This is a genomic window from Larkinella arboricola (genome assembly GCF_003259745.1).
GTDB lineage: Bacteria > Bacteroidota > Bacteroidia > Cytophagales > Spirosomataceae > Larkinella > Larkinella arboricola.
The window spans coordinates 871,685-890,810 of record NZ_QLMC01000001.1; the positions used below are offsets into that span (position 1 = coordinate 871,685).

Sequence of the window (19,126 nt, forward strand, 5' to 3'; positions counted from 1 at the left end):
GTAACGAATTTCCGAGCTGATGAATCAACTGATTACGCCCAATAAAATTCTATTTTTTCTGCTCATTGGCTGCCTGATGATGGTGGCAACTCCCTTAGTTCTGCTGTCTTTTTACAACCATCCGTCGGTGGTCGATGATTATTGTTTCGCCTATACCGTCATGCGTTTTGGGGTCTGGAGGTCCCAGAAGTTTTATTACGACGGCTGGACGGGCCGCTATTTCCACAATTTCATTGTGCACACGAGTCCGCTGATCTGGCGGTGGTTTAGCGCCTACACGATTTTCCCGATTGTGTTGCTGGGTCTGCTCTGGACGGGCTTTTTTACCTTAATCCGTCAGATTGGCCAGCGGGTTATCACAACCGCCGGACAGATTGCCATCGCATCGGGTGCCTGTTTTCTGTACATTTCCCAACTGCGCTCCATTGCCGAATTTTTTTACTGGTATACCGGGCTGGCGGGGTATTCCCTGGCCTGCGTACTGCTGCTGTTTCTGCTCGGTGTGTTTATTGCGCACGATCGGCAGCGTACCGGCTGGAAAAGCCCCCTGCTGTTGCTGGAAGCGGTTTTGGTCCTGTGCATCATCGGCTCCAGTGAAACCTGGATGGTGGTGACGTTATCGTTTTTAGGGTTCCGGGCTCTGGTCAGTTTACTGTATCGGCGGACCATTCCGGTTGCCCAGATTGGCCTGTTAATCTGGGCCGGTCTGTGTAGTTATGCCCTGATACAGGCGCCGGGAAATGCCATCCGGATGGGTGGAAACAGCCTGAGTCAGGATTTTCTTTTTTCGGCCATCGAAACGGTCAAATTCGGTTCGGTTTACTTCCGCGACCAGCTTTTAAATTCGTCGATTCTAATTCTCTCGGCGCTTTTTTTACCGGTTGCCTACCGCCTGACCGACAGCCATAGCCCGACGCGTCCTTACTTTTCCATTTACTGGTGGCTGGCGCTGGGTTTCTATCTGGGTTTGCTGTTTGTCCTGACGTTCCTGCATTTCTGGGCGGTAGGAGTTCCGCCGGTGGCGCGGTTGCTCAACGTCGTCAATCTGGTCTGGGTGGTCGGCTGGTTTTACATGCTGACGGTTTTTGTCCGGCTTTTCCGCCATCGCATCAGCAATTGGGCGCTTGTGACCGGTTACCGCTGGCCGACGGTTGCGGTCGTTGCGGTTTTGTTGGGGGTTGCAGGCTACCGAAATACAAACCTGCGGCTGACCTACGATGATCTTCGCTCGGGAAGGGCCAGGGAATATCATCAGCAAATGGAAGAACGGTATCAACTGATGACCAGTAGCCGGGGCGATACCGTTGCCGTGCCCCCGTTGACGGCTTTACCGGCTTCGCTGGTGTTAGAAGACCTCAGTTACCGGTCAGAAGCCATGTTCAACGATTGCTGGGCGGGTTATTTTTACCGAAAAGGCGTCAAATTACGTACGGCGTCGGCTACAGCTACAGCGTCCGAAGTTCAACCCGCGTCACGTCAAGTTACGAGCCAGCCATGATTCCCGTTGTACCCCTGTTTCGGAAGATTTCTCCTTTGCTGGTCGCCTTTCCGGTGATTTGTTTTCTGGCGCTGGTGCTTCTGTTTGTCGATAACATCCCCTGGATGGATGATCTGGAATCATTTTTCGGGTTTCTCATCAATTACACCAGTGCCGATTCGTTTTCGGAAAAATGGCGCTGGCTGCTGGCTCCCAACAACGAACACCGCATTCTGTTTGCCAAACTGACCACCCTGTTTTTTTATAAACTAACGGGGCTGCTCAATTTCCGGTGGCTGATCTTTGTCGCCTTCGGCTGTACGCTGGTAATCTGGCTGGTTTTGTACCGGATATTTCGTTCCATGCGATTGCCGTTGCTGGCCTTTTTGCCGGTGTCGCTGATTTTGTTCCAGCCCCAATACCGTCTGACCAGTTTCTGGGCCATCACGGCGTTGCAGCACCTGGCCGTTACGATGCTGATTCTGTGGGCGTTGTATTGGCTGGCGAATCCCAGCCGTTCGCCCTGGCGCTTCATCGGAGCCATTCTGTTGCAGATGCTTGCTTCTTTTTCCATGAGCAACGGCCTGTTTGGGTGGGTGGCCGGACTGGGTGTTTTGCTGGTGCAGTGGCGGCTGGAAGGCATGAATTATCTGTGGCGGCTGGTCGTCTGGGCTGGGCTGGGGGTGGTGGTGATTCTGCTCTACTTCCACGATTTTGCCAATTTACAGGGTAACGAAAGCAGTGTGTCGTTTTTCCTGAAACACCCCCATCTGGTCATTTTTGGCTTTTTCACCTTCCTGGGCGGCCTGTTTGACTTTTTTCCCACGCTCGACATTTTACCCCGCAGCATCCTGCCAACGCTGGCCGGTATGGCGTGTATCGCCCTGCTATTCTGGTTGTTTCGAACAACGATGTTCCATAGTCTGTGGCAGCCAGGTCAAAAACCGGTGGACAGGAAACTGAACCATCGACGGTATTTTTTCGTGGGAGCGTATGGTTTTCTGCTGGTCAATGCCGTGGTGGTGGCGGTGCTTCGGCCCCGGTTTGGGTACGAGGTCATGCTGATCAGTAACTACATGCTCTACCCGGCACTGCTGGTTATCCTGCTGTATCTGGACGGCTTGAGCGAGTTTAAGGACCCGCAGCGGCTAAAGAAGTGGATGACAAGCGGTATTGTGCTGGGCGCGCTCGTCTGGAGTGTAATGTATTTTCATCACCTGCCCCTGCTGGCTGCGCAGCAGGCCACGCGGCAGACTTCCGTTTTTAACCAGAAACACAATGAGCTTGGTTTCGGGGCCATTATCGGGTCGGAGTACGCGGCTGCGATCAAGCGGTGGGTAGACACGGCCAAGGACAAAGGCTTTTATGCGTACCCGCAGAATATGTTTTATGCCCCGTATGAGCAGACATTGCTGAATCCTGCCCCGCCCGCTGATCCGGCTTTGAAGCTGCTGGTGCATGAAATGGACGCTGAATTCCGGGTAATCACCGAAAACTGGTCGTTGCCCGCCGGGATTCGGGATGCCTGTATCGTGGTGAAATCGGCCCGCCATACATACCTGTTTCCGGCGGAGAACCCGTATTTTCCAATGCATTTTTACCTGCGACGACGGATGCCGAACCTCACTGCCCGGGTGCTCAAATCATTTATGTACCCTGATACCTATCAGGTTGGTATTCTGGTAGCGACAAGTGAATCCGTCGATATACGGTATTCGAATCAAACCTTAATCGTTCGGTAAGTAAACACAATCATGTAATTTTGTGCGTCCTATATTAACTTGATACGCTTTGTCTGAACCACTCATTTCGATTGTCGCTCCGCTTTATAACGAACGGGAATCGTTTCCACACCTTGTTGCGCGGCTGAATGCCCTGATGGACAGTTCTCCGCTTTCTATTGAAGTTGTCCTGATCGACGATGGCAGCCGCGACAATACGGCGCAGCTCATGCAGCAATTAGCGTTGGCCGACGAACGGTACCATTGCGTTTTTCTGGCCCGGAATTATGGACACCAGATTGCTCTGACGGCGGGCATGGCCGCTGCCAAAGGAACCGAAGCGCTGTTTATCATTGATGGTGACTTGCAGGACCCCCCCGAACTGCTGACCGAATTCTACGCCAAATTCAAGGAGGGCTACGACGTGGTATATGCGGTTCGGAAAAAGCGGAAAGAAGGCTTTTTCAAAAAAACCGCCTATTTCCTGTTCTACCGCTTCATGAAATCCATTTCCTACGTTGACATTCCGCTCGACAGTGGTGATTTCTCCCTGATCAGCCGCCGGGTCGCCAATGTCCTGAATCAGATGCCGGAAGAAAGCCGCTTCATTCGGGGAATGCGCAGCTGGATCGGTTTTAAGCAGATTGGCGTGGAGTACGAACGTGATGCCCGCGTGGCTGGAGAAGCCAAATACACGTTCAAAATGCTCCGGCGGCTGGCCTATAACGGTATTTTCAACTTCAGCGAATTTCCGATCAAGTTCGTGACCAATATGGGAATGCTATCCATTGGCATTGCCGTCTTATATTTTATTCAGACGCTCATCAAAAAATATTTCTTCGGGGGCGTACCGCAGGGCTTTACGGCTTTGTTGTTTACCATCATTCTTTTTGGCGGTATTCAATTGATCGGATTAGGATTAATCGGAGAGTACGTACTGCGGATTTTCTTCCAGAGCAAAGGCCGTCCGCTGTACATTGTTCGCGAGATCATCCGGAAAAAAGAACGCCAGTCGTAATAAATTAAGAGTTAGGAGTGAAGAGTGAAGAGTTGGCCGAAGCATTTAATTCTTAACTCTTAATTCTTAACTCATTACTCTAGAAGGGATGTTATTTAATTCGCTCCAGTTCTTATTATTTTTTGTTGTCGTAACGCTGGCGTATTACAGTTTGCCGTGGCGCGGGCGATGGGCGTTGCTGTTGGGGGCCAGTTGTTATTTCTACATGGTCTTCAAACCGGCTTACATCCTGATCCTGTTTCTGACCATCGTGATCGACTACTACGCCGGAATCTGGCTGGAGCGAACCCAACCCGGTTCGGCGCGGAGATGGCTGCTAATCATCAGCCTGATTTCCAACGTCGGTATCCTGGCGTTTTTCAAGTATTTTGGATTTTTTACGGATAGCCTCGTCTGGCTGCTGGATCAGGCTAACCTGGATGGCCCGGCCCAGGCCGTTAACCGAAAAGCCATCAGCCTGCTCAACAAAGTATTGGTGCTATTTGGCCAGCCGGGCACCACCTCGTTCAGCATTGTTGATGCCATTTTGCCCATCGGACTGTCGTTTCACACGTTTCAGGCAATGAGCTATACCATCGAGGTCTACCGTGGCAACCAGAAAGCCGAACGGCATTTCGGGATTTACGCCCTGTACGTGATGTTTTATCCGCAACTGGTGGCCGGGCCAATTGAACGACCGCAGAACGTTCTGCACCAGTTTCATACGTATTTTCACTTCAATTTCGAGAACCTGAAAGCCGGGCTGATGCAGATGGCCTTCGGTTTTTTCAAGAAAGTGGTCATTGCCGACCGGATGGCCGAGATCGTTAGCCATGGCTACGACAACCCAACGCAGCACAACGGTCTGACCCTGCTGGTAGCAACGCTGGCCTTCAGTATTCAGATTTACTGCGATTTCTCCGGGTATTCCGACATTGCCATTGGTGCGGCCCGGACGATGGGCTTCACCCTGATGGAAAACTTCCGAACACCGTATTTTTCGCGTTCCATTGTCGAATTCTGGCGACGCTGGCACATTTCCCTCTCCACCTGGTTTCGCGACTATCTGTACATTCCGCTGGGCGGTAACCGGGTCGGCCCGTCAAGACGGTATTTGAATGTCTTTATTGTTTTCCTGGTCAGTGGTTTGTGGCACGGAGCGAGCTGGAACTACGTCATCTGGGGCGGTTTGCACGGCGCCTATCAGCTCATGGCGGGCTGGCGCGATAAAGCCTTGAGCCGATGGGGCATCACATTTCCGGAGGAGAACAAGGCGTATCAATTGGTGCAACTCCTGCTGACGTTCGTGCTGGTGATGCTGACGTGGGTGTTTTTCCGGAACCACAAAGCGCCGGTCGAGAATGCCTTTTATATTCTGGGTAAAATCATCTTTACGCCGTTCGACGGGCCGCTTAGTGCGCCGTTCAATACCACTGAACTCTGGTTTTGCGTGCTGCTGGTGGCGGTTTTGTTCCTGAAGGAAAAATTCTACCTGACCATCCCGACGCGCAATACCGTGCTGTTTTTTGTGCTGTTCCCACTGATCTGCCTCCTGTCGTATCTATTCGGCGTCTTTACCTCAAACCAGTTTATCTATTTCCAATTCTAAACCATCATTTGCCGGATTTTAAGCTCAAATGGGCAAACTACACCGGATAACGAGTAGGATTTGTCACTGCGCGACTCTCTGGTCAAAAGCATGGATTACGGAAATGAAAAAGCTGTCTCAGGGCGTCGCCATACGATTTTTTCTTACGGTTTTTCTGGCCTGGATGGCTGTTGGGGCGAGGCTGGCGGCTCAGGAGCTGCGTTTTGAGTCCGAAATCAGGGCCTACGAAGCCAAAGCCGTCGATGACCCACCAATTCCGGGTTCTACATTTTTTGTGGGAAGCTCCACCTGGCGGCTTTGGGGGCCCGCGCTGGAAGAAGATTTTAGCAAATTTAGTCCGGTGAATCGCGGGTTTGGCGGGGCAACCATTCCAGATGTACTGCGCGTTATGGACCGGATCATTCTGCCACACTGTCCGGCCCGCATTGTGTTTTCCTGCGGAGGCAACGATCTGGCGGGCGGTGACACACCGGAAACGGTTGTCAACAATTTCAGGACTTTTCTGGCCCGTGTCTGGCGGGCTAATCCGTTGACGGAAGTGTATTTCGTGTCTAATCGGCATTCGCCCGCCCGCGAAAAATTCCGGAAACAGACCGACCAGTTTAATCGACTGGTGAAAGCGTTAGCCGGAAAAGTAGACGGTTTGTACTACGTCGATGTGCTTCCGCTGACGGACGGCAAGGATCGCGACCAGTTGTTCATGGCTGACCGGCTGCACCTGAACCGGGCAGGGCAGCAACGCTGGATTCCAGTCATTACGGCTGCACTGGACGAACGGGATCGGGTGCGCACCAAGCCTAACCTTGATGACGTAAACCGGAAGCGTGTCACTGCCGGTATTCTGAACGCATCGGAAGTTGCTTCGATGGCATCGCAAAAGCTGAATGTCGTTTTCATTGGCAACAGCATCACGGCGGGTGCGGGTTTGCAGGATCGCGAGACGGAAGCCCCGCCGGTGCTGGCGACGGCATACCTGAAGCAGCAGGCCGGTATCGATCAGGTGGCTTTTTCCAATCAGGGCGTGAGCGGGTATACTACCGTCGATTTTCTGCCCGCTACCAACAAAGCATTTGGCAAGGTGGCGCAGGCTGCCGATGCCTTTAAGAGCGATCAAACGGGTCAACTGGTCTTTTCGATTGTTCTCGGAACGAACGACAGCGCCATTCAGGGGCCGAACGGTTCGCCGGTTTCGCCCGAGTCGTACCGGACCAATCTGAAAACCATTGCCGACCGGCTACTGATGGATTATCCGGGGTGTAAACTGGTGATTCACCGTCCGATCTGGTATAGCCCCACCACCTATAACCGTTCGAAATATTTGCAGGAAGGGCTGGATCGGTTGCAGAGCTATTTTCCGCAGATTGACGGGCTGGTGGCCGCTTACGCAACCACGCATCCCAGACAGGTTTACGTGGGCGATACGCAGGGATTCAACTATTTCAGGACGCACTACCTGACAGATTTTCGGCACGAAACCGGCCAGCAGGGGACCTTTTACCTGCATCCGAACAAGAAGGGATCGGCAACCCTGGGCATTTTCTGGGCCGAAGCAATCCGGAAAGCCGTGCAGCCCGTAAACTGAAGAGATTACCGCCCGATGGCCACTTTCCGCAGAATCGAATCGATAATCTGCAACGTGGTCACGCCATCGGCTTCGGCTTCGTAATTGAGCAGAATCCGGTGGTTGAACACGTCGGGGGCCACTTCCTTGATGTCTTCCGGCAGGACATAATCGCGCTGGTCGAAGTAGGCGAGGGCTTTGGCGGCCCGGTTGAGGTGGATGCTGGCGCGCGGAGAAACCCCGTACTGGATATACCGGGCTTCGTCGCGCAGGTTGTAATCAAGCGGTCGGCGGGTCGCAAACACCAGTTCGATGATGTAGCGTTCGAGCGTCTCCGACATCGTGATTTTGTTGATTTCGTTCTTAATCCCGAAAATGTCATCTTTGTCCAGCACCGGCTGCACTTCGTAATCAAAGTTGAGGTTGGCCATCCGGCGCATCACCTCCAGTTCCTCATCCCGCGACAGGTACCCCACAAAAACCTTCATCATAAACCGGTCGATCTGGGCTTCCGGCAGCGGGTAGGTTCCTTCCTGCTCCACGGGGTTCTGCGTAGCCAGCACCAGAAACGGCTTATCGAGCACAAACGTTTCTTCACCGATCGTTACCTGTTTTTCCTGCATGGCTTCCAGCAGGGCCGACTGCACCTTGGCGGGCGAGCGGTTTACTTCATCGGCCAGAATCAGGTTGGCAAAAATCGGCCCCTGCTTTACTTCAAAATCGCCCGATTTCTGGTTGAAGATCATCGTACCGACCAGATCGGCGGGTAGCAAATCCGGTGTGAACTGAATTCGCTGAAAATCGAGCTGTAATGCCTTTGCCAGCGTGTTAATGGTCAGGGTCTTGGCCAGTCCGGGAACGCCTTCCAGAAGAATATGTCCGCCGGTAAACAAACCAATCAGCAGCCGGTTGAGCAGGGCTTGCTGCCCCACCACCACCTTGCTCATTTCCTCAAACACCTGCCGGATTTTGGCATGATACATAATATCTGCTGAAGTCATGGGGTAGAAATAATAAGCCAGGGCGCTCTGCCCGGACTTATTACGATTTAATCGCTTTTACAAATCGCTCCTTGCCGTGAATGTCTTTAAAAATCTGAACGTTATGGTAGCCGCGTTCTTCAAAAACCTGCTGGGTCTGCGGACCAAACCGTTCGTTGATTTCGACGTAACAGCCCCCGCCCGGATTCAGGTGCTGCTGCCCGAAATCGGCAACGGCCTTGTAAAAAAGCAGCGGGTCCTGATCTTCTACAAATAACGCTAAATGCGGTTCATACCGTAAAACGTTTGTATCCATATGTTCCGCTTCCGACAGCGTAACGTACGGCGGGTTGCTGACCACGCACTCAAACCGGCGGTTTTCTGCCCCAACGTTCAGGATATCGCGCTGCTCAAATTCTACCTCGGCCAGCAGGGTGCGGGCGTTCAGTTGGGCCACTTCGAGCGCTTCCGGTGACAAATCCCAGGCCAGTACGGATGCCTGCGGCAGAAACCGGGCCAGCGTGACGGCAATACAGCCGCTTCCGGTGCCGAGGTCGATAATGTTCAGCTGGCCGGTGGTTTCGGCGTAATCCCGGACGATGAGCCGGATCAGTTCTTCGGTTTCGGGGCGCGGAATCAGCACGGCGGGAGACACCTGAAACTCCAGTCCGCAAAACTCCGTGGTGCCGATGAGGTGCTGAATGGGTTCCTGGTTATTGAGCCGCCGGATCAGTTCGTCCCAGTCAGGTTGCGGTGGGGTTGTCGGAATCGGTTTTCCGGCGACCACGTCGGTTCGGCGCAGCAACAGAAAATGTTCCAGTAATAAAAATACAATGGCGCGGGCTTCTTCCGGGCGGTATCCCTGCAATTGACCCACCAGCGAATCAAATAGCGACTTGGCTGTATGCATGCGGACGTAAATTTTGCGTAAATCTAAACCTTCATCAGACAGATTTTACCGATTTGCCGGATTTCTTTACTTTCGGTACCTATAAACCATCTTCTGAAACCGTTGATCGACGATTCTCTCTTTATGTTTCGTGCCCTCGAACTGGCTAAGCTGGGTCGGGGGCATGTTAGTCCCAACCCGCTGGTGGGCTGCGTAATTGTATACAATGGGCACATAATTGGCGAAGGCTGGCACCGGCAATACGGCGGACCGCACGCCGAAGTGAATGCCGTGCGGTCGGTAACAGACGAGTCGCTGCTGCCCGAATCGACGGTGTATGTCACGCTGGAACCGTGTTCTCATTTTGGGAAAACGCCCCCCTGCGCCGATTTGTTAATTGAAAAAAAGGTAAAAAAGGTGGTCGTCTGCAACGATGACCCCAATCCGCTGGTGGCCGGGAAAGGACTGGCCAAGCTGCGGGCGGCCGGTATTGACGTCGAAACCGGGCTGCTGGCCGATCAGGGCCGCGAATTAAACCGCCGGTTTTTTACCTTTATTGAGCAAAAACGACCGTACCTGATCTTAAAATGGGCCGAAACCGCCGACGGTTTTATGGCTCCGGCTGATTTCCGGCCGGTTCCAATCAGCGGATCGTTATCGCGACAGCTTGTGCACAAATGGCGGACGGAAGAAGATGCCTTTCTGATTGGTACTAACACCGCCCGTTACGACAATCCCCAGTTGAACGTACGGCTTTGGAGCGGGCGAAATCCGGTGCGGATTGTCATTGATAAACAATTGACGTTACCGCCTTCCCTGCATCTTTTCGACGGTTCGCAGCCCACGCTGGTGTATTCGGTGGTGCGCCCTGAAGCCGAAATGGTCGGGGGTGTCAAATACATTACGCTGGATCCGGAAGCCGATTTCCTGCCGCAATTGCTTGCCGATTTATACCAGCAGAAAATTCAGTCGGTGGTGGTGGAAGGCGGAGCGGGCGTATTGGAAAGTTTTCTGGCCTCCGGCGTTTGGGATGAAGGTAAGGTTTTTAAAAGCTCAACGGTGCTGGGCAACGGGTTGGCGGCCCCGGTGGTCCGGGGGCGGTTGGTCCATACTGAGCGGATTGGCGACGACTGGCTGATGACGTACCGAAACTAGCGCGAACGGTTTTGAAACTGCCCGTTGGCGATTACCTCAGAAACCGCCAACGCGTCGGTTAAAACGACCAGATTGGCCACAAAACCCGCCTGAATTTTTCCCAACGTATTGCCCAGTCCCATGATTTCAGCCGGAACGGTCGATGCCATCCGGAAGGCTTCGGCAGGCTCCAGCCCGACATACTGAATACCGTTCCGAACCGCGTCGAGCAGCGTAATTGCCGAACCCGCCAGCTTGCCTTCGTGGTTTGTGTAGCGCCCGTTTTCGTACTGAATCACCAGATCTTCCAGAGCGTGGGAAGGGCGGGGTGGGTTGGCAAACATGGCGTCCGAAATCAGAAAAAGCCGTTCATTCAGCAGACGTTTCGCCACGCGGATGCTGGCCCAGTCGCAATGAAAACCGTCGGCGACGATGCTGGCCCGGACCGTTGGATGGTCAAAAATGGCCCCCACGGTACCCGGTTCGCGGCTTTCGAACGGGCGCATGGCGTTGTACAGATGCGTAGCCAGCGGAATTCCCGCGTTAAATACCGCCGTGGCTTGCTGGTAAGTAGCGTTGCTGTGGCCCACCGAAAGCCGGATGGGCGTAGTACGGGTTTGTTCAAGCAGGCGGCTCAGTTGTTCCGGGTGAAAAATTTCGGGGGCCACCGTCAGAATCCGAATAACCTCCCGGCCTTTTTCCAGTAATTCATCCAGTTCTGCATCAACCGGTGGCCGAACGTGCGTTACGCTGTGTACCCCCCGTTTTTCAGGGTTGATGTACGGTCCTTCCACGTGCAGACCAAGAACACCGTTCGGAGCCGTCTTTTGTCCTATCCGAACGGCTTCCACGGCTTTCAGCGTTCTGTCAAACGAGGTGGAGTAAAGCGTGGGCAACACCGAGGTCGTCCCGTTTTTCAGGTGCGTCTGGTAAATATGGGCAACGGTTTCGGCCGTGGGCGATTCATTCAGGCAGACGTCGGAGCCGCCGTAAAGTTGCAGATCGACAAAGCCGGGTACCAGCCATTGGCCCCGTAAATCAATACCGTCGGCGTCATTTGGCCCGCCCGTGCAGACTTCCTGAATCAATCCGTTTGCCACCCGAACCGATGCGCCGTGCAGCACGTCGTTTCCGGTAAAAACCGTGGCGTTATACAGCGTGAAGTCCTGCATGATGGCGTCGTTTTATGGCTTACAGATTCCAGATCTCCCAGGCTTTTTCGGCTTGCAGGTAGAGCATCGGCAGCCCGTTGTGCGTAGCGGCTCCGTGTTCACGGCCTTGCTGCAAAAACCGCGTTTCGGCGGGGTTGTACACCAGATCGTAGAGCAAATGACCCCTGGTCAGCATCCCGTAGGGAATGGCCGGGCTGGCTTCCACCCTGGGGTAGGTGCCAACGGGTGAGGTGTTGATAATCAGGCGGTATTCGTCCAGGATCTCCGGGCTGATGGACTCGTAGGATAACGCTTCGGCGGTTTGCTGACGCGAAACGAGCCGATAGCGGATTTGCAGATCACCGAGTGCCGCAATCACGGCTTTGGCCGCTCCGCCGTTGCCGAGCACCAGCGCCTGAAGCGATGCTGGAAGCAGATCGAGGGACTGTAACCATTGTTCGAGCGAAAGCCGAAAACCGTAATAATCCGTATTGTAGCCGATTTTCCGGCCGTCCCGTAAAATTCGGATGGTGTTGACGGCTCCGATTCGGCCCGCCGACGCCGGATCCAGTTCATCGAGAAATGGAATAATAGCCTGCTTGTGCGGAATCGTTACGTTCAGGCCAACCAGATCGGGCGTGGAGGCAATCAGTTGCGGAAAAGCCGTCAGGTCAGGAAGCTCGAACAGGTCGTAACGGCTGTCCGGAATGCCTTCTTTCTCAAACTTCTCGGTAAAATATTTTTGGGAAAACGAGTGGGTTAGCGGGTATCCAATGAGTCCGTAGCGGTGCATAAATAGGCGTAAATCGGTTGCCCAAAACTACGACCAAAACCGATAGGACCGGTAAAAAACAGATTAAATTGCACCGTTGACCACCACCGAAAAAATCGCGTCCTGAATCCGGATGGTATCGGTTTGCGACTGTCCCGGTGCGGCGCTTTCCGGGTCGATAACGAACGTAGCATTCAGGTGTCCGTCCAGTTGCCGGGTTTTTGGGTTGTACTTATCAATCGTAATTTCGTTTGCTTCGGGAGCCGCATGATAGAGGTTGTACCGGATGCCGGTGGTATTCTCGCCGATGCGGGTGTAGAGCCAGACCGAGAGGGGCGTGCCGTTTAGCGCATCCCAGCGGGTCGCCTGTAACGGGTAACGGCCGGTTCTGATGGGGAGTTGGTTGATACTTAGCCACTGAACTTCGCCATGTGTGCGGAAGCTACCACATTCTTCGACCATCAGATTGATGCTGTCGCGGTTAAAAAAAGTCGCGGATGGCGACGCCGACCACTCCTGTTTGTTTTTCAGAGCCATGAAGTTACCGCAGTTCGGGAGCTGGGGAACGCCTATTTTTTTATTGTCACAGTTCAACAGAAACCCAATTAAAGTCAGTAAAAGAATATTCTTCATGGTGGGATGGTGGGTAGCGGTTATCTCGATGTGTTAATGACCGTTTAGACGGAGCAAGGGTTTAAAAGACACATCAAAAAATTAACTATTTACTAAAACCGGATCGGGCACTTTCGCAATTAAACTCGGATATTTGCAGCCAGACTTTCGAGTAGCGTATGTACAACCTGATTCTGTTTGACGATTCAACGATTCGCACGGCCCTGTTACCTTTTACATTTACGCGGCCAGTGAGTGAAATCCGGGTTGGCATCTGCACCATCACGGAAAAATGGACCCGGCAGTTCAATACCGTACCTGCGTTTCTAACGCAGCCTTACCTGCAAATAAAATATCCTTATCAGCCAAAGCCATCCGGATTGTTCGTGAACGGCGCCATTTGCCCCACGAAGTCACTAATTATTGCACTGAATAGTTTGCCGTTGGAGGGAGCTCTGGTAACACCCGATGGCTTGCTGCTGGCGCTGTATACGGAAAAACCGCTGGAATCGGCTCCTTCGGCTGACGACGCGCAAACGATAACGGTTTTTGAGGAACCGCTGACGGTCATCAGAAGTCTGCCGGATATTTTTGCCAGCAACAGCGAGCAGATCCGGGCCGATTTTGAGTTGCTAACGGCCGGGCGCACGTCGCAGCCCATCACGGACCCCCATACGCGCTGTTACGCGCCCGAAAACATTTTTGTGGAAGAAGGGGCCCAAATCCGGGCGGCTGTACTGAATGCGGAAGGCGGTCCAATTTATATCGGTAAAAACGCGCTGATTCAGGAAGGTACGGTTATGCTCGGGCCTTTTGCGCTCTGCGACCACGCCACCATCAACTGGGGCGGCAAAATGCGCAGCAATACCACCATCGGACCGTATACCAAGGTGGGCGGAGAAATCAGCAATTCGGTTTTCTTCGGCTACAGTAACAAGGGCCACGACGGTTTTCTGGGCAATTCGGTGATTGGGGAATGGTGCAATCTGGGAGCCAATACCAACAACTCGAATCTGAAAAACGATTATACCAACGTAAAGCTCTACAGCTACGCGACCGGCCAGTTCGAAAACATCGATCGGCTGTTTTGCGGGCTGATGATGGGCGATTATACCAAGGCGGGCATCAGTACGATGTTCAATACCGGTACGGTGGTGGGTGTCAACGTCAACGTGTTTGGCGCGGGTTTTCAGCCGAAGCACATTCCATCGTTTTCCTGGGGCGGTGGAGCCGAAGGGCTTACCGACTACCGGCTTGAAAAAGCCGTCGAGGTGGTCCGGGAAACCATCACCCAGCGGGGCATGGTCTTTACCGACGTGGACGAAGCCATTCTGCGGGAAGTCCATCGAATGGAGAAAGAGAACAGAAACAACAAATCGTAAACGGGAGGCAACTGGGGCGTGTAATCCATTTCCTGCTTTCTTCTTTTCAGTATGCAATTCAGTGAAATCATCGGACATAACGATACCAAGCGGGCGCTGATCCGGGCGGTGCAGACCAACCACCTGGCCCACGCCCAGCTTTTTGACGGTCCGCCGGGCAGCGCAAATCTGGCGCTGGCGCTGGCGTTTGCCACCTTCGTCAACTGCGAAGACCGGCAAGAATCCGGCGACGGGCTGGCCGACTCTTGCGGCCGGTGTGCGTCCTGCCTGAAAATGCAGAAGCTGGTACACCCCGATTTGTCGATTATTTTTCCGGTGGCGGGCAGCAAAGTAACCAGCGAAACCCTGATGGCCGACTTCCGCAAGTTTGTGCTCGAACATCCATACCGTGTGCTGGACGAATGGCTGGCGGCTGTCAGCATCAAACAGGGCAACATTCCGGTCGAAGAGGCCCGGGAACTGATGGGAAAACTGTCGCTGAAAGCCTACGAGGGTAACTACAAAATTGTCCTGATCTGGTGCGCCGAAAACCTGCATACCGCCACGGCCAACGCCCTGCTGAAATTGCTGGAAGAACCGCCCGCCCAAACGCTTTTTCTGCTGGTGACCAACCAGGCCGATAAATTGCTGATCACCATTCTGTCGCGGACCCAGCGCGTAGCCGTGCAGAACTTTACCGACGACGAAGTGACTACGCACCTGCGCCAGCACCTGAATCTGCCCGAAAAACGCGCCCGGCAACTGGCCTATCTGGCCGATGGTAATCTCTCGGAAGCCATCCGGTTGTCGGAAGAAGAACCGGAAAAAGGCGAGGGCGAACCGGGTTCCGACCGGCACAGCTGGTTTGCCGAATGGATGCGGTTGTGCTACCGGCAGGATTTGATTACACTCGTCAAACAGGCCGATCAGTTTGATGCGATGGGAAAGGAAAAACAGCGGGGTTTGCTCGACTACAGCCTGAACCTTTGCCGGGATTTATTTTTGTGGAAACACGGCGTCAACGAACTCTTGCGACTCCCGGACGAAGAACGTACGTTTGTAGAAAATTTTGGTAAAGTTCTCACATCCGAACACCTGGAAAGTATGGTTGGTCAGTTGAACGAAGCGGTATTTCATATCGAACGAAACGTCCGGGCCAAAATGGTCATGATGGACCTGTCACTTTCCTTCAGCAGCCTGATTCGCAACGGAAAATGAAACGCCCGACGAAGACCGTTTCGGGCGAGCGCCCCAAACAGGTAATCGGTTTTGCCGACCGGCTGGATTTTCCGGACCTGGGCTGGACCGACGTTGATGCCAAGATTGACACGGGCGCTTATACGTCTGCTCTGCACTGTACGGACGTTAAACTGGTGCCCCACGGCGACGGCTTTCGCCTGCGCTTTACGCTGGTCGGGGATCGGGGCCGGAAGAAAAAACAGTTTGTTACCGATCTGTTCCAGTACAAAACCATTAAAAACTCATTTGGGCAGTCCGAGAAACGGTTTGTCATTCAGACCCGTGTGCTGATCATGGGGCGGCTGATCCGGGCTGAATTCTCGCTGGCCAATCGCGGAACCATGCGCTTCCCGGTATTACTGGGGCGCAAACTATTGCGCAACAAATTTGTTGTTGACGTATCACTCCAAAACGTTTCGTACCAGATGAAACAACAGAGCCCGGCTTCCTGACGTTGGTGACACGGGCCGGTTCTGTCTCCTTTCCATCCACTGACTTTCTTGTTTATCCGATATGCGTATCGCTATTTTGTCGACCAATCCCGAATTGTATTCTACAAAACGGTTGGTCAGGGCCGTCGAAGAACGTGGACACGAAGCCGTTGTCATTGATCACCTGCGCTGCCAGATGATGATTGAAGGCGGCAAGCCGGATGTTCTTTATAAAGGTCAGCCGCTGGAACACATCGACGCCATTGTGCCGCGGATTGGCGCTTCGGCAACTGATTACGGTTGTGCGGTTGTCCGGCAGTTTGAGATGATGAAAGTATTTACAACGGCCCGGTCGCAGGCCATTACCCGTTCCCGCAATAAATTGCGGAGTTTGCAGATTTTGTCGAAGGCGGGGGTGGGGCTGCCCAAAACCGTATTTGCCAAACATCCCAAAGATGTAGACCCGCTGATTGCGCTGGTGGGCGGCCCGCCGGTCGTGATCAAGCTGCTCGAAGGAACGCAGGGCATGGGCGTGGTGCTGGCCGAAAGTGCCAAAGCCGCCAAATCGACCATCGAAGCTTTTTACGGATTGAAGGCAAATGTCTTGATCCAGGAGTATATTGCCGAAGCAAAAGGCGCCGACATCCGGGCGTTTGTGGTGGGTAGCCGGGTGGTTGCTGCCATGAAGCGGCAGGGCAAAGAGGGTGAATTTCGCTCCAACCTGCACCGGGGCGGCTCCGGGCAGACGGTTTTGCTGAGCCCCGACGAAGAATGGACCGCCGTTCATGCTGCCAAATCCCTGGGTTTACGGGTGGCAGGGGTGGATATGCTGCAATCGCAACGCGGGCCGCTGGTGCTGGAAGTCAACTCGTCGCCGGGGCTGGAAGGTGTCGAAAAGACAACCAAGGTTGATATTGCTGGCCAGATTGTTGAATACATTGAAGAAAAAATTCCGACCGATGAAGTGGACACGGTTGGTGTATAAATGGAATGATGAACATTAAAATTGGAACACGCGGCAGTCGGCTGGCGCTCTGGCAGGCTTACTACATTCAGGATCTGTTAAAAGCCGCCGAAGTGGATTCGGAACTGGTTATTATTGAAACCAAGGGCGATAAAATTCTGGATCGGTCGCTGGCCAAGATTGGCAGTAAGGGCGTTTTTACGCAGGAACTGGAAGACCAGCTTCGGGCCGGAACGATTGATATTGCCGTGCACAGCGCCAAAGACCTGCAATCGTCGCTGCCGGAAGATTTATCCATTATTGCGTTTACCGAACGCGAGCGGGTCAATGACGTTTTAATCAGCCAGGACAAAAGCCTGTCGCTGACGAGTGGGCGGGAATTTGTGGTCGGTACCTCCTCCACGCGCCGGGTGGCGATGCTGAAGCATTTCTGTCCGCACATCAAAACCGTCGATATGCGGGGCAACCTGCAAACCCGGTTGCGCAAGCTGGAAGAAGGCCAGTGCGATGCCCTGCTGCTGGCCTACGCGGGCGTTCACCGGATGGAATACGACGATCTGATTGCCGAATACCTGCCTACCGAGGATTTTACCCCCGCCGTCGGACAGGGGAGCGTAGCCATCGAAGCGGCCTCGAGCCTGTCCATTGATAAACTGAACACCATCCGTCAATTAACCAACCATGAACCAACCGAAGCCTGTTTGAAAGCCGAGCGGGCCTTTTTACGGCGGCTGGAAGGCGGTTGCAGCATTCCGGTTTTCGGGCTGGCCACCTGGCAGGACGGTGAGATCAGCCTGACGGGCGGGGTTGTTAGCCTGGACGGCAGTGAGCTGTTGCGCGACCGGTTCAGCGGACCACCGGCGGAAGCTGAGCGGCTGGGACACGCACTGGCTGAGAGTATTTTAGCGAAAGGTGGGGACGAAATCTTGCGGGCGGTGCGTCAAAACTTGTAACTTGTCGGTCCAAAACCCGCTGTTACAACTTGTTATGGTTAAAATTGCCCAAACCGAAGCCGACCTTCGCCGTTGTCTTCCCGCGTTGGTTACGTTACGACCGCACCTGAGCCCCAACGAGGCCCTGGAACAAATTTTGCTGCTACAGAAAGAAGACCGTTACGTGGTGGCCTACGTTGAGCCAGATGGGCAGGATTCTTCCGAAACGGCGGCTCCGGCGGCCATCGGATACCGGTATATGAACCTGCTGTTCAGTGGCAAAACGCTTTACATTGACGATTTGTCAACGCTGCCCGACCAGCGCGGCAAAGGGTACGCCAGCCAGTTGGTCGACTTTGTGATTGCCGAAGCCCGACGCGCCGGTTGTACCGCCGTGACACTCGATTCGGGTCAGAATCCGCAGCGGTATGATGCGCACCGGCTGTATCTGAACAAACGGTTTAACATTGTCAGCCACCATTTTGCGTTGAAATTGTAATTGAGACAAACGAAAACAGAGAAAAGAAGAAAGCGCACTTCTTCGGTTTTGACTTCTAACCCGTTTACTATGCGGATACCCGTTCTGCTCATTGCTCTGCTGCTTGCCTGGCCCGTTCTGGCCAAAAAACCGTCTAAAAAGAAGGATTATCTGGTGACGATCAACACGGAATTTGGCCCGATGCGGTTGATTTTGTACGATCAGACCCCGAAACACAAAGCGAACTTCATTAAACTGACTCAGGAGAAGTTTTATGACGGTTTGCTGTTCCACCGAATCATTCAGAATTTCATGATCCAGGGTGGTGATCCAGACTCCCGAAACGCCCCGCCCGACCAGATGCTGGGCAGCGGTGATGCAGGCTATACCATCCCGGCCGAGTTTGTCCCGGAATTATATCATAAGAAAGGCGCGCTGGCGGCAGCCCGGAATAATAACCCCGAAAAGGCATCGAGCGGTTGCCAGTTCTACGTAGTGCAGGGCCGGGTCTGGAACGACGCGGAGCTTCAGCAGCAAACCGAACGCATTGCCCAGATGAAAGGCCGTCAGCCAACCGATGCGCAGAAGCAGGTTTACCAAACGCTGGGCGGCAGCCCACATCTCGACGGAAATTATACGGTTTTTGGCGAAGTGATTGACGGTCTGGCCGTGGTCGACAGCATCGCCAGACAACCCGCCAATCCGCTCAACCGTCCGCTCAAAGACTTGAAAATGACGGTATCGGGCGAATGGATGAAAAAGAAAAAAATTACAAAACAGTTCGGGTACGTCTATCCTAAAAACAGATAGATCCTCTA

At 53.6% G+C, this 19,126-nt stretch carries 18 protein-coding genes; 13 read left to right on the top strand and 5 right to left on the bottom strand.

Annotated features, from left to right (window positions below; genetic code table 11):
* The first annotated feature begins 19 nt into the window (after positions 1–19).
* The 5 genes from LX87_RS03590 to LX87_RS03610 all read left to right on the top strand — a co-directional run bounded on the left by LX87_RS03590 (position 20) and on the right by LX87_RS03610 (position 7,386).
* On the top strand, positions 20–1,498 hold the full coding sequence (locus LX87_RS03590; RefSeq protein WP_111626786.1) for a hypothetical protein: 1,479 nt from the start codon (positions 20–22) through the stop codon (positions 1,496–1,498).
* Positions 1,495–3,219, top strand: a complete 1,725-nt coding sequence (locus LX87_RS03595) for a hypothetical protein (protein WP_111626787.1) — start codon at positions 1,495–1,497, stop codon at positions 3,217–3,219. Before LX87_RS03590 ends, LX87_RS03595 begins: the two co-directional genes overlap by 4 nt.
* Positions 3,220–3,268: 49 nt before the next feature.
* Positions 3,269–4,216 (top strand): glycosyltransferase family 2 protein, encoded by a 948-nt coding sequence (locus LX87_RS03600; protein ID WP_111626788.1) that lies wholly within the window; start codon positions 3,269–3,271, stop codon positions 4,214–4,216.
* Positions 4,217–4,304: 88 nt separating this feature from the next.
* Positions 4,305–5,804, top strand: a complete 1,500-nt coding sequence (locus tag LX87_RS03605; protein WP_111626789.1) for an MBOAT family O-acyltransferase — start codon at positions 4,305–4,307, stop codon at positions 5,802–5,804.
* A 103-nt stretch (positions 5,805–5,907) separates the two neighbouring features.
* Positions 5,908–7,386: a GDSL-type esterase/lipase family protein gene (locus LX87_RS03610; RefSeq protein ID WP_170139297.1), complete on the top strand. Its 1,479-nt coding sequence runs from the start codon at positions 5,908–5,910 to the stop codon at positions 7,384–7,386.
* A gap of 5 nt (positions 7,387–7,391) precedes the next feature.
* On the opposite strand, the gene LX87_RS03615 is transcribed toward LX87_RS03610, so the two are convergent.
* A complete protein-coding gene (locus LX87_RS03615) occupies positions 7,392–8,348 on the bottom strand; it encodes an AAA family ATPase (protein ID WP_111626791.1) in 957 nt (318 codons plus the stop codon).
* 58 nt (positions 8,349–8,406) lie between these two features.
* On the bottom strand, positions 8,407–9,255 hold the full coding sequence (gene prmC, locus LX87_RS03620; RefSeq protein WP_111626792.1) for a peptide chain release factor N(5)-glutamine methyltransferase: 849 nt from the start codon (positions 9,253–9,255) through the stop codon (positions 8,407–8,409).
* 123 nt (positions 9,256–9,378) lie between these two features.
* Between prmC and ribD the strand changes: the two genes are divergently transcribed.
* On the top strand, positions 9,379–10,389 hold the full coding sequence (ribD, locus tag LX87_RS03625) for a bifunctional diaminohydroxyphosphoribosylaminopyrimidine deaminase/5-amino-6-(5-phosphoribosylamino)uracil reductase RibD (RefSeq protein WP_111626793.1): 1,011 nt from the start codon (positions 9,379–9,381) through the stop codon (positions 10,387–10,389).
* On the opposite strand, the gene nagA is transcribed toward ribD, so the two are convergent.
* From nagA to LX87_RS03640, 3 genes are all read right to left on the bottom strand, one after another.
* Positions 10,386–11,540 carry an N-acetylglucosamine-6-phosphate deacetylase gene (gene nagA, locus LX87_RS03630; protein WP_111626794.1) on the bottom strand — a complete coding sequence of 385 codons (1,155 nt, stop codon included), beginning with the start codon at positions 11,538–11,540 and terminating at the stop codon, positions 10,386–10,388. The two genes, ribD and nagA, sit on opposite strands and share 4 nt — an antisense overlap.
* Positions 11,541–11,559: 19 nt before the next feature.
* On the bottom strand, positions 11,560–12,312 hold the full coding sequence (locus tag LX87_RS03635; protein ID WP_111626795.1) for a shikimate dehydrogenase family protein: 753 nt from the start codon (positions 12,310–12,312) through the stop codon (positions 11,560–11,562).
* Positions 12,313–12,375: 63 nt separating this feature from the next.
* Positions 12,376–12,924: a hypothetical protein gene (locus LX87_RS03640; protein WP_111626796.1), complete on the bottom strand. Its 549-nt coding sequence runs from the start codon at positions 12,922–12,924 to the stop codon at positions 12,376–12,378.
* A gap of 158 nt (positions 12,925–13,082) precedes the next feature.
* Between LX87_RS03640 and LX87_RS03645 the strand changes: the two genes are divergently transcribed.
* From LX87_RS03645 to LX87_RS03675, 7 genes are all read left to right on the top strand, one after another.
* Positions 13,083–14,285: a putative sugar nucleotidyl transferase gene (locus LX87_RS03645; RefSeq protein ID WP_111626797.1), complete on the top strand. Its 1,203-nt coding sequence runs from the start codon at positions 13,083–13,085 to the stop codon at positions 14,283–14,285.
* A 51-nt stretch (positions 14,286–14,336) separates the two neighbouring features.
* Complete coding sequence (locus LX87_RS03650) at positions 14,337–15,482, top strand: DNA polymerase III subunit (RefSeq protein WP_111626798.1); 1,146 nt, start codon at positions 14,337–14,339, stop codon at positions 15,480–15,482.
* The gene (locus tag LX87_RS03655; protein WP_111626799.1) at positions 15,479–15,955 is read left to right on the top strand and encodes an ATP-dependent zinc protease family protein; all 477 of its coding nucleotides are present in this window, start codon (positions 15,479–15,481) and stop codon (positions 15,953–15,955) included. The genes LX87_RS03650 and LX87_RS03655 overlap by 4 nt, the downstream gene beginning before the upstream one ends.
* Before the next feature lie 61 nt (positions 15,956–16,016).
* Positions 16,017–16,919: a 30S ribosomal protein S6--L-glutamate ligase gene (rimK, locus tag LX87_RS03660; RefSeq protein WP_111626800.1), complete on the top strand. Its 903-nt coding sequence runs from the start codon at positions 16,017–16,019 to the stop codon at positions 16,917–16,919.
* Between the two features lie 8 nt (positions 16,920–16,927).
* Entirely contained in the window at positions 16,928–17,851 is a 924-nt protein-coding gene (gene hemC / locus LX87_RS03665; RefSeq protein WP_111627468.1) for a hydroxymethylbilane synthase, read from the top strand.
* A 34-nt stretch (positions 17,852–17,885) separates the two neighbouring features.
* Entirely contained in the window at positions 17,886–18,329 is a 444-nt protein-coding gene (locus LX87_RS03670; RefSeq protein WP_111627469.1) for a GNAT family N-acetyltransferase, read from the top strand.
* A gap of 69 nt (positions 18,330–18,398) precedes the next feature.
* Positions 18,399–19,118 (top strand): peptidylprolyl isomerase, encoded by a 720-nt coding sequence (locus LX87_RS03675; RefSeq protein WP_111626801.1) that lies wholly within the window; start codon positions 18,399–18,401, stop codon positions 19,116–19,118.
* Positions 19,119–19,126 lie beyond the last annotated feature (8 nt).

What these genes read in the sequence shown, in the direction of transcription:
- LX87_RS03590 (WP_111626786.1), top strand. Translation starts at nt 20, where the DNA reads ATGAATCAACTGATTACGCCCAATAAAATTCTATTTTTTCTGCTCATT.
- LX87_RS03595 (WP_111626787.1), top strand. Translation starts at nt 1,495, where the DNA reads ATGATTCCCGTTGTACCCCTGTTTCGGAAGATTTCTCCTTTGCTGGTC.
- LX87_RS03605 (WP_111626789.1), top strand. Translation starts at nt 4,305, where the DNA reads ATGTTATTTAATTCGCTCCAGTTCTTATTATTTTTTGTTGTCGTAACG.
- LX87_RS03610 (WP_170139297.1), top strand. Translation starts at nt 5,908, where the DNA reads ATGAAAAAGCTGTCTCAGGGCGTCGCCATACGATTTTTTCTTACGGTT.
- LX87_RS03615 (WP_111626791.1), bottom strand. Translation starts at nt 8,348, where the DNA reads ATGTATCATGCCAAAATCCGGCAGGTGTTTGAGGAAATGAGCAAGGTG.
- prmC (WP_111626792.1), bottom strand. Translation starts at nt 9,255, where the DNA reads ATGCATACAGCCAAGTCGCTATTTGATTCGCTGGTGGGTCAATTGCAG.
- ribD (WP_111626793.1), top strand. Translation starts at nt 9,379, where the DNA reads ATGTTTCGTGCCCTCGAACTGGCTAAGCTGGGTCGGGGGCATGTTAGT.
- nagA (WP_111626794.1), bottom strand. Translation starts at nt 11,540, where the DNA reads ATGCAGGACTTCACGCTGTATAACGCCACGGTTTTTACCGGAAACGAC.
- LX87_RS03635 (WP_111626795.1), bottom strand. Translation starts at nt 12,312, where the DNA reads ATGCACCGCTACGGACTCATTGGATACCCGCTAACCCACTCGTTTTCC.
- LX87_RS03640 (WP_111626796.1), bottom strand. Translation starts at nt 12,924, where the DNA reads ATGAAGAATATTCTTTTACTGACTTTAATTGGGTTTCTGTTGAACTGT.
- LX87_RS03645 (WP_111626797.1), top strand. Translation starts at nt 13,083, where the DNA reads ATGTACAACCTGATTCTGTTTGACGATTCAACGATTCGCACGGCCCTG.
- LX87_RS03650 (WP_111626798.1), top strand. Translation starts at nt 14,337, where the DNA reads ATGCAATTCAGTGAAATCATCGGACATAACGATACCAAGCGGGCGCTG.
- LX87_RS03655 (WP_111626799.1), top strand. Translation starts at nt 15,479, where the DNA reads ATGAAACGCCCGACGAAGACCGTTTCGGGCGAGCGCCCCAAACAGGTA.
- rimK (WP_111626800.1), top strand. Translation starts at nt 16,017, where the DNA reads ATGCGTATCGCTATTTTGTCGACCAATCCCGAATTGTATTCTACAAAA.
- hemC (WP_111627468.1), top strand. Translation starts at nt 16,928, where the DNA reads ATGAACATTAAAATTGGAACACGCGGCAGTCGGCTGGCGCTCTGGCAG.
- LX87_RS03670 (WP_111627469.1), top strand. Translation starts at nt 17,886, where the DNA reads ATGGTTAAAATTGCCCAAACCGAAGCCGACCTTCGCCGTTGTCTTCCC.
- LX87_RS03675 (WP_111626801.1), top strand. Translation starts at nt 18,399, where the DNA reads ATGCGGATACCCGTTCTGCTCATTGCTCTGCTGCTTGCCTGGCCCGTT.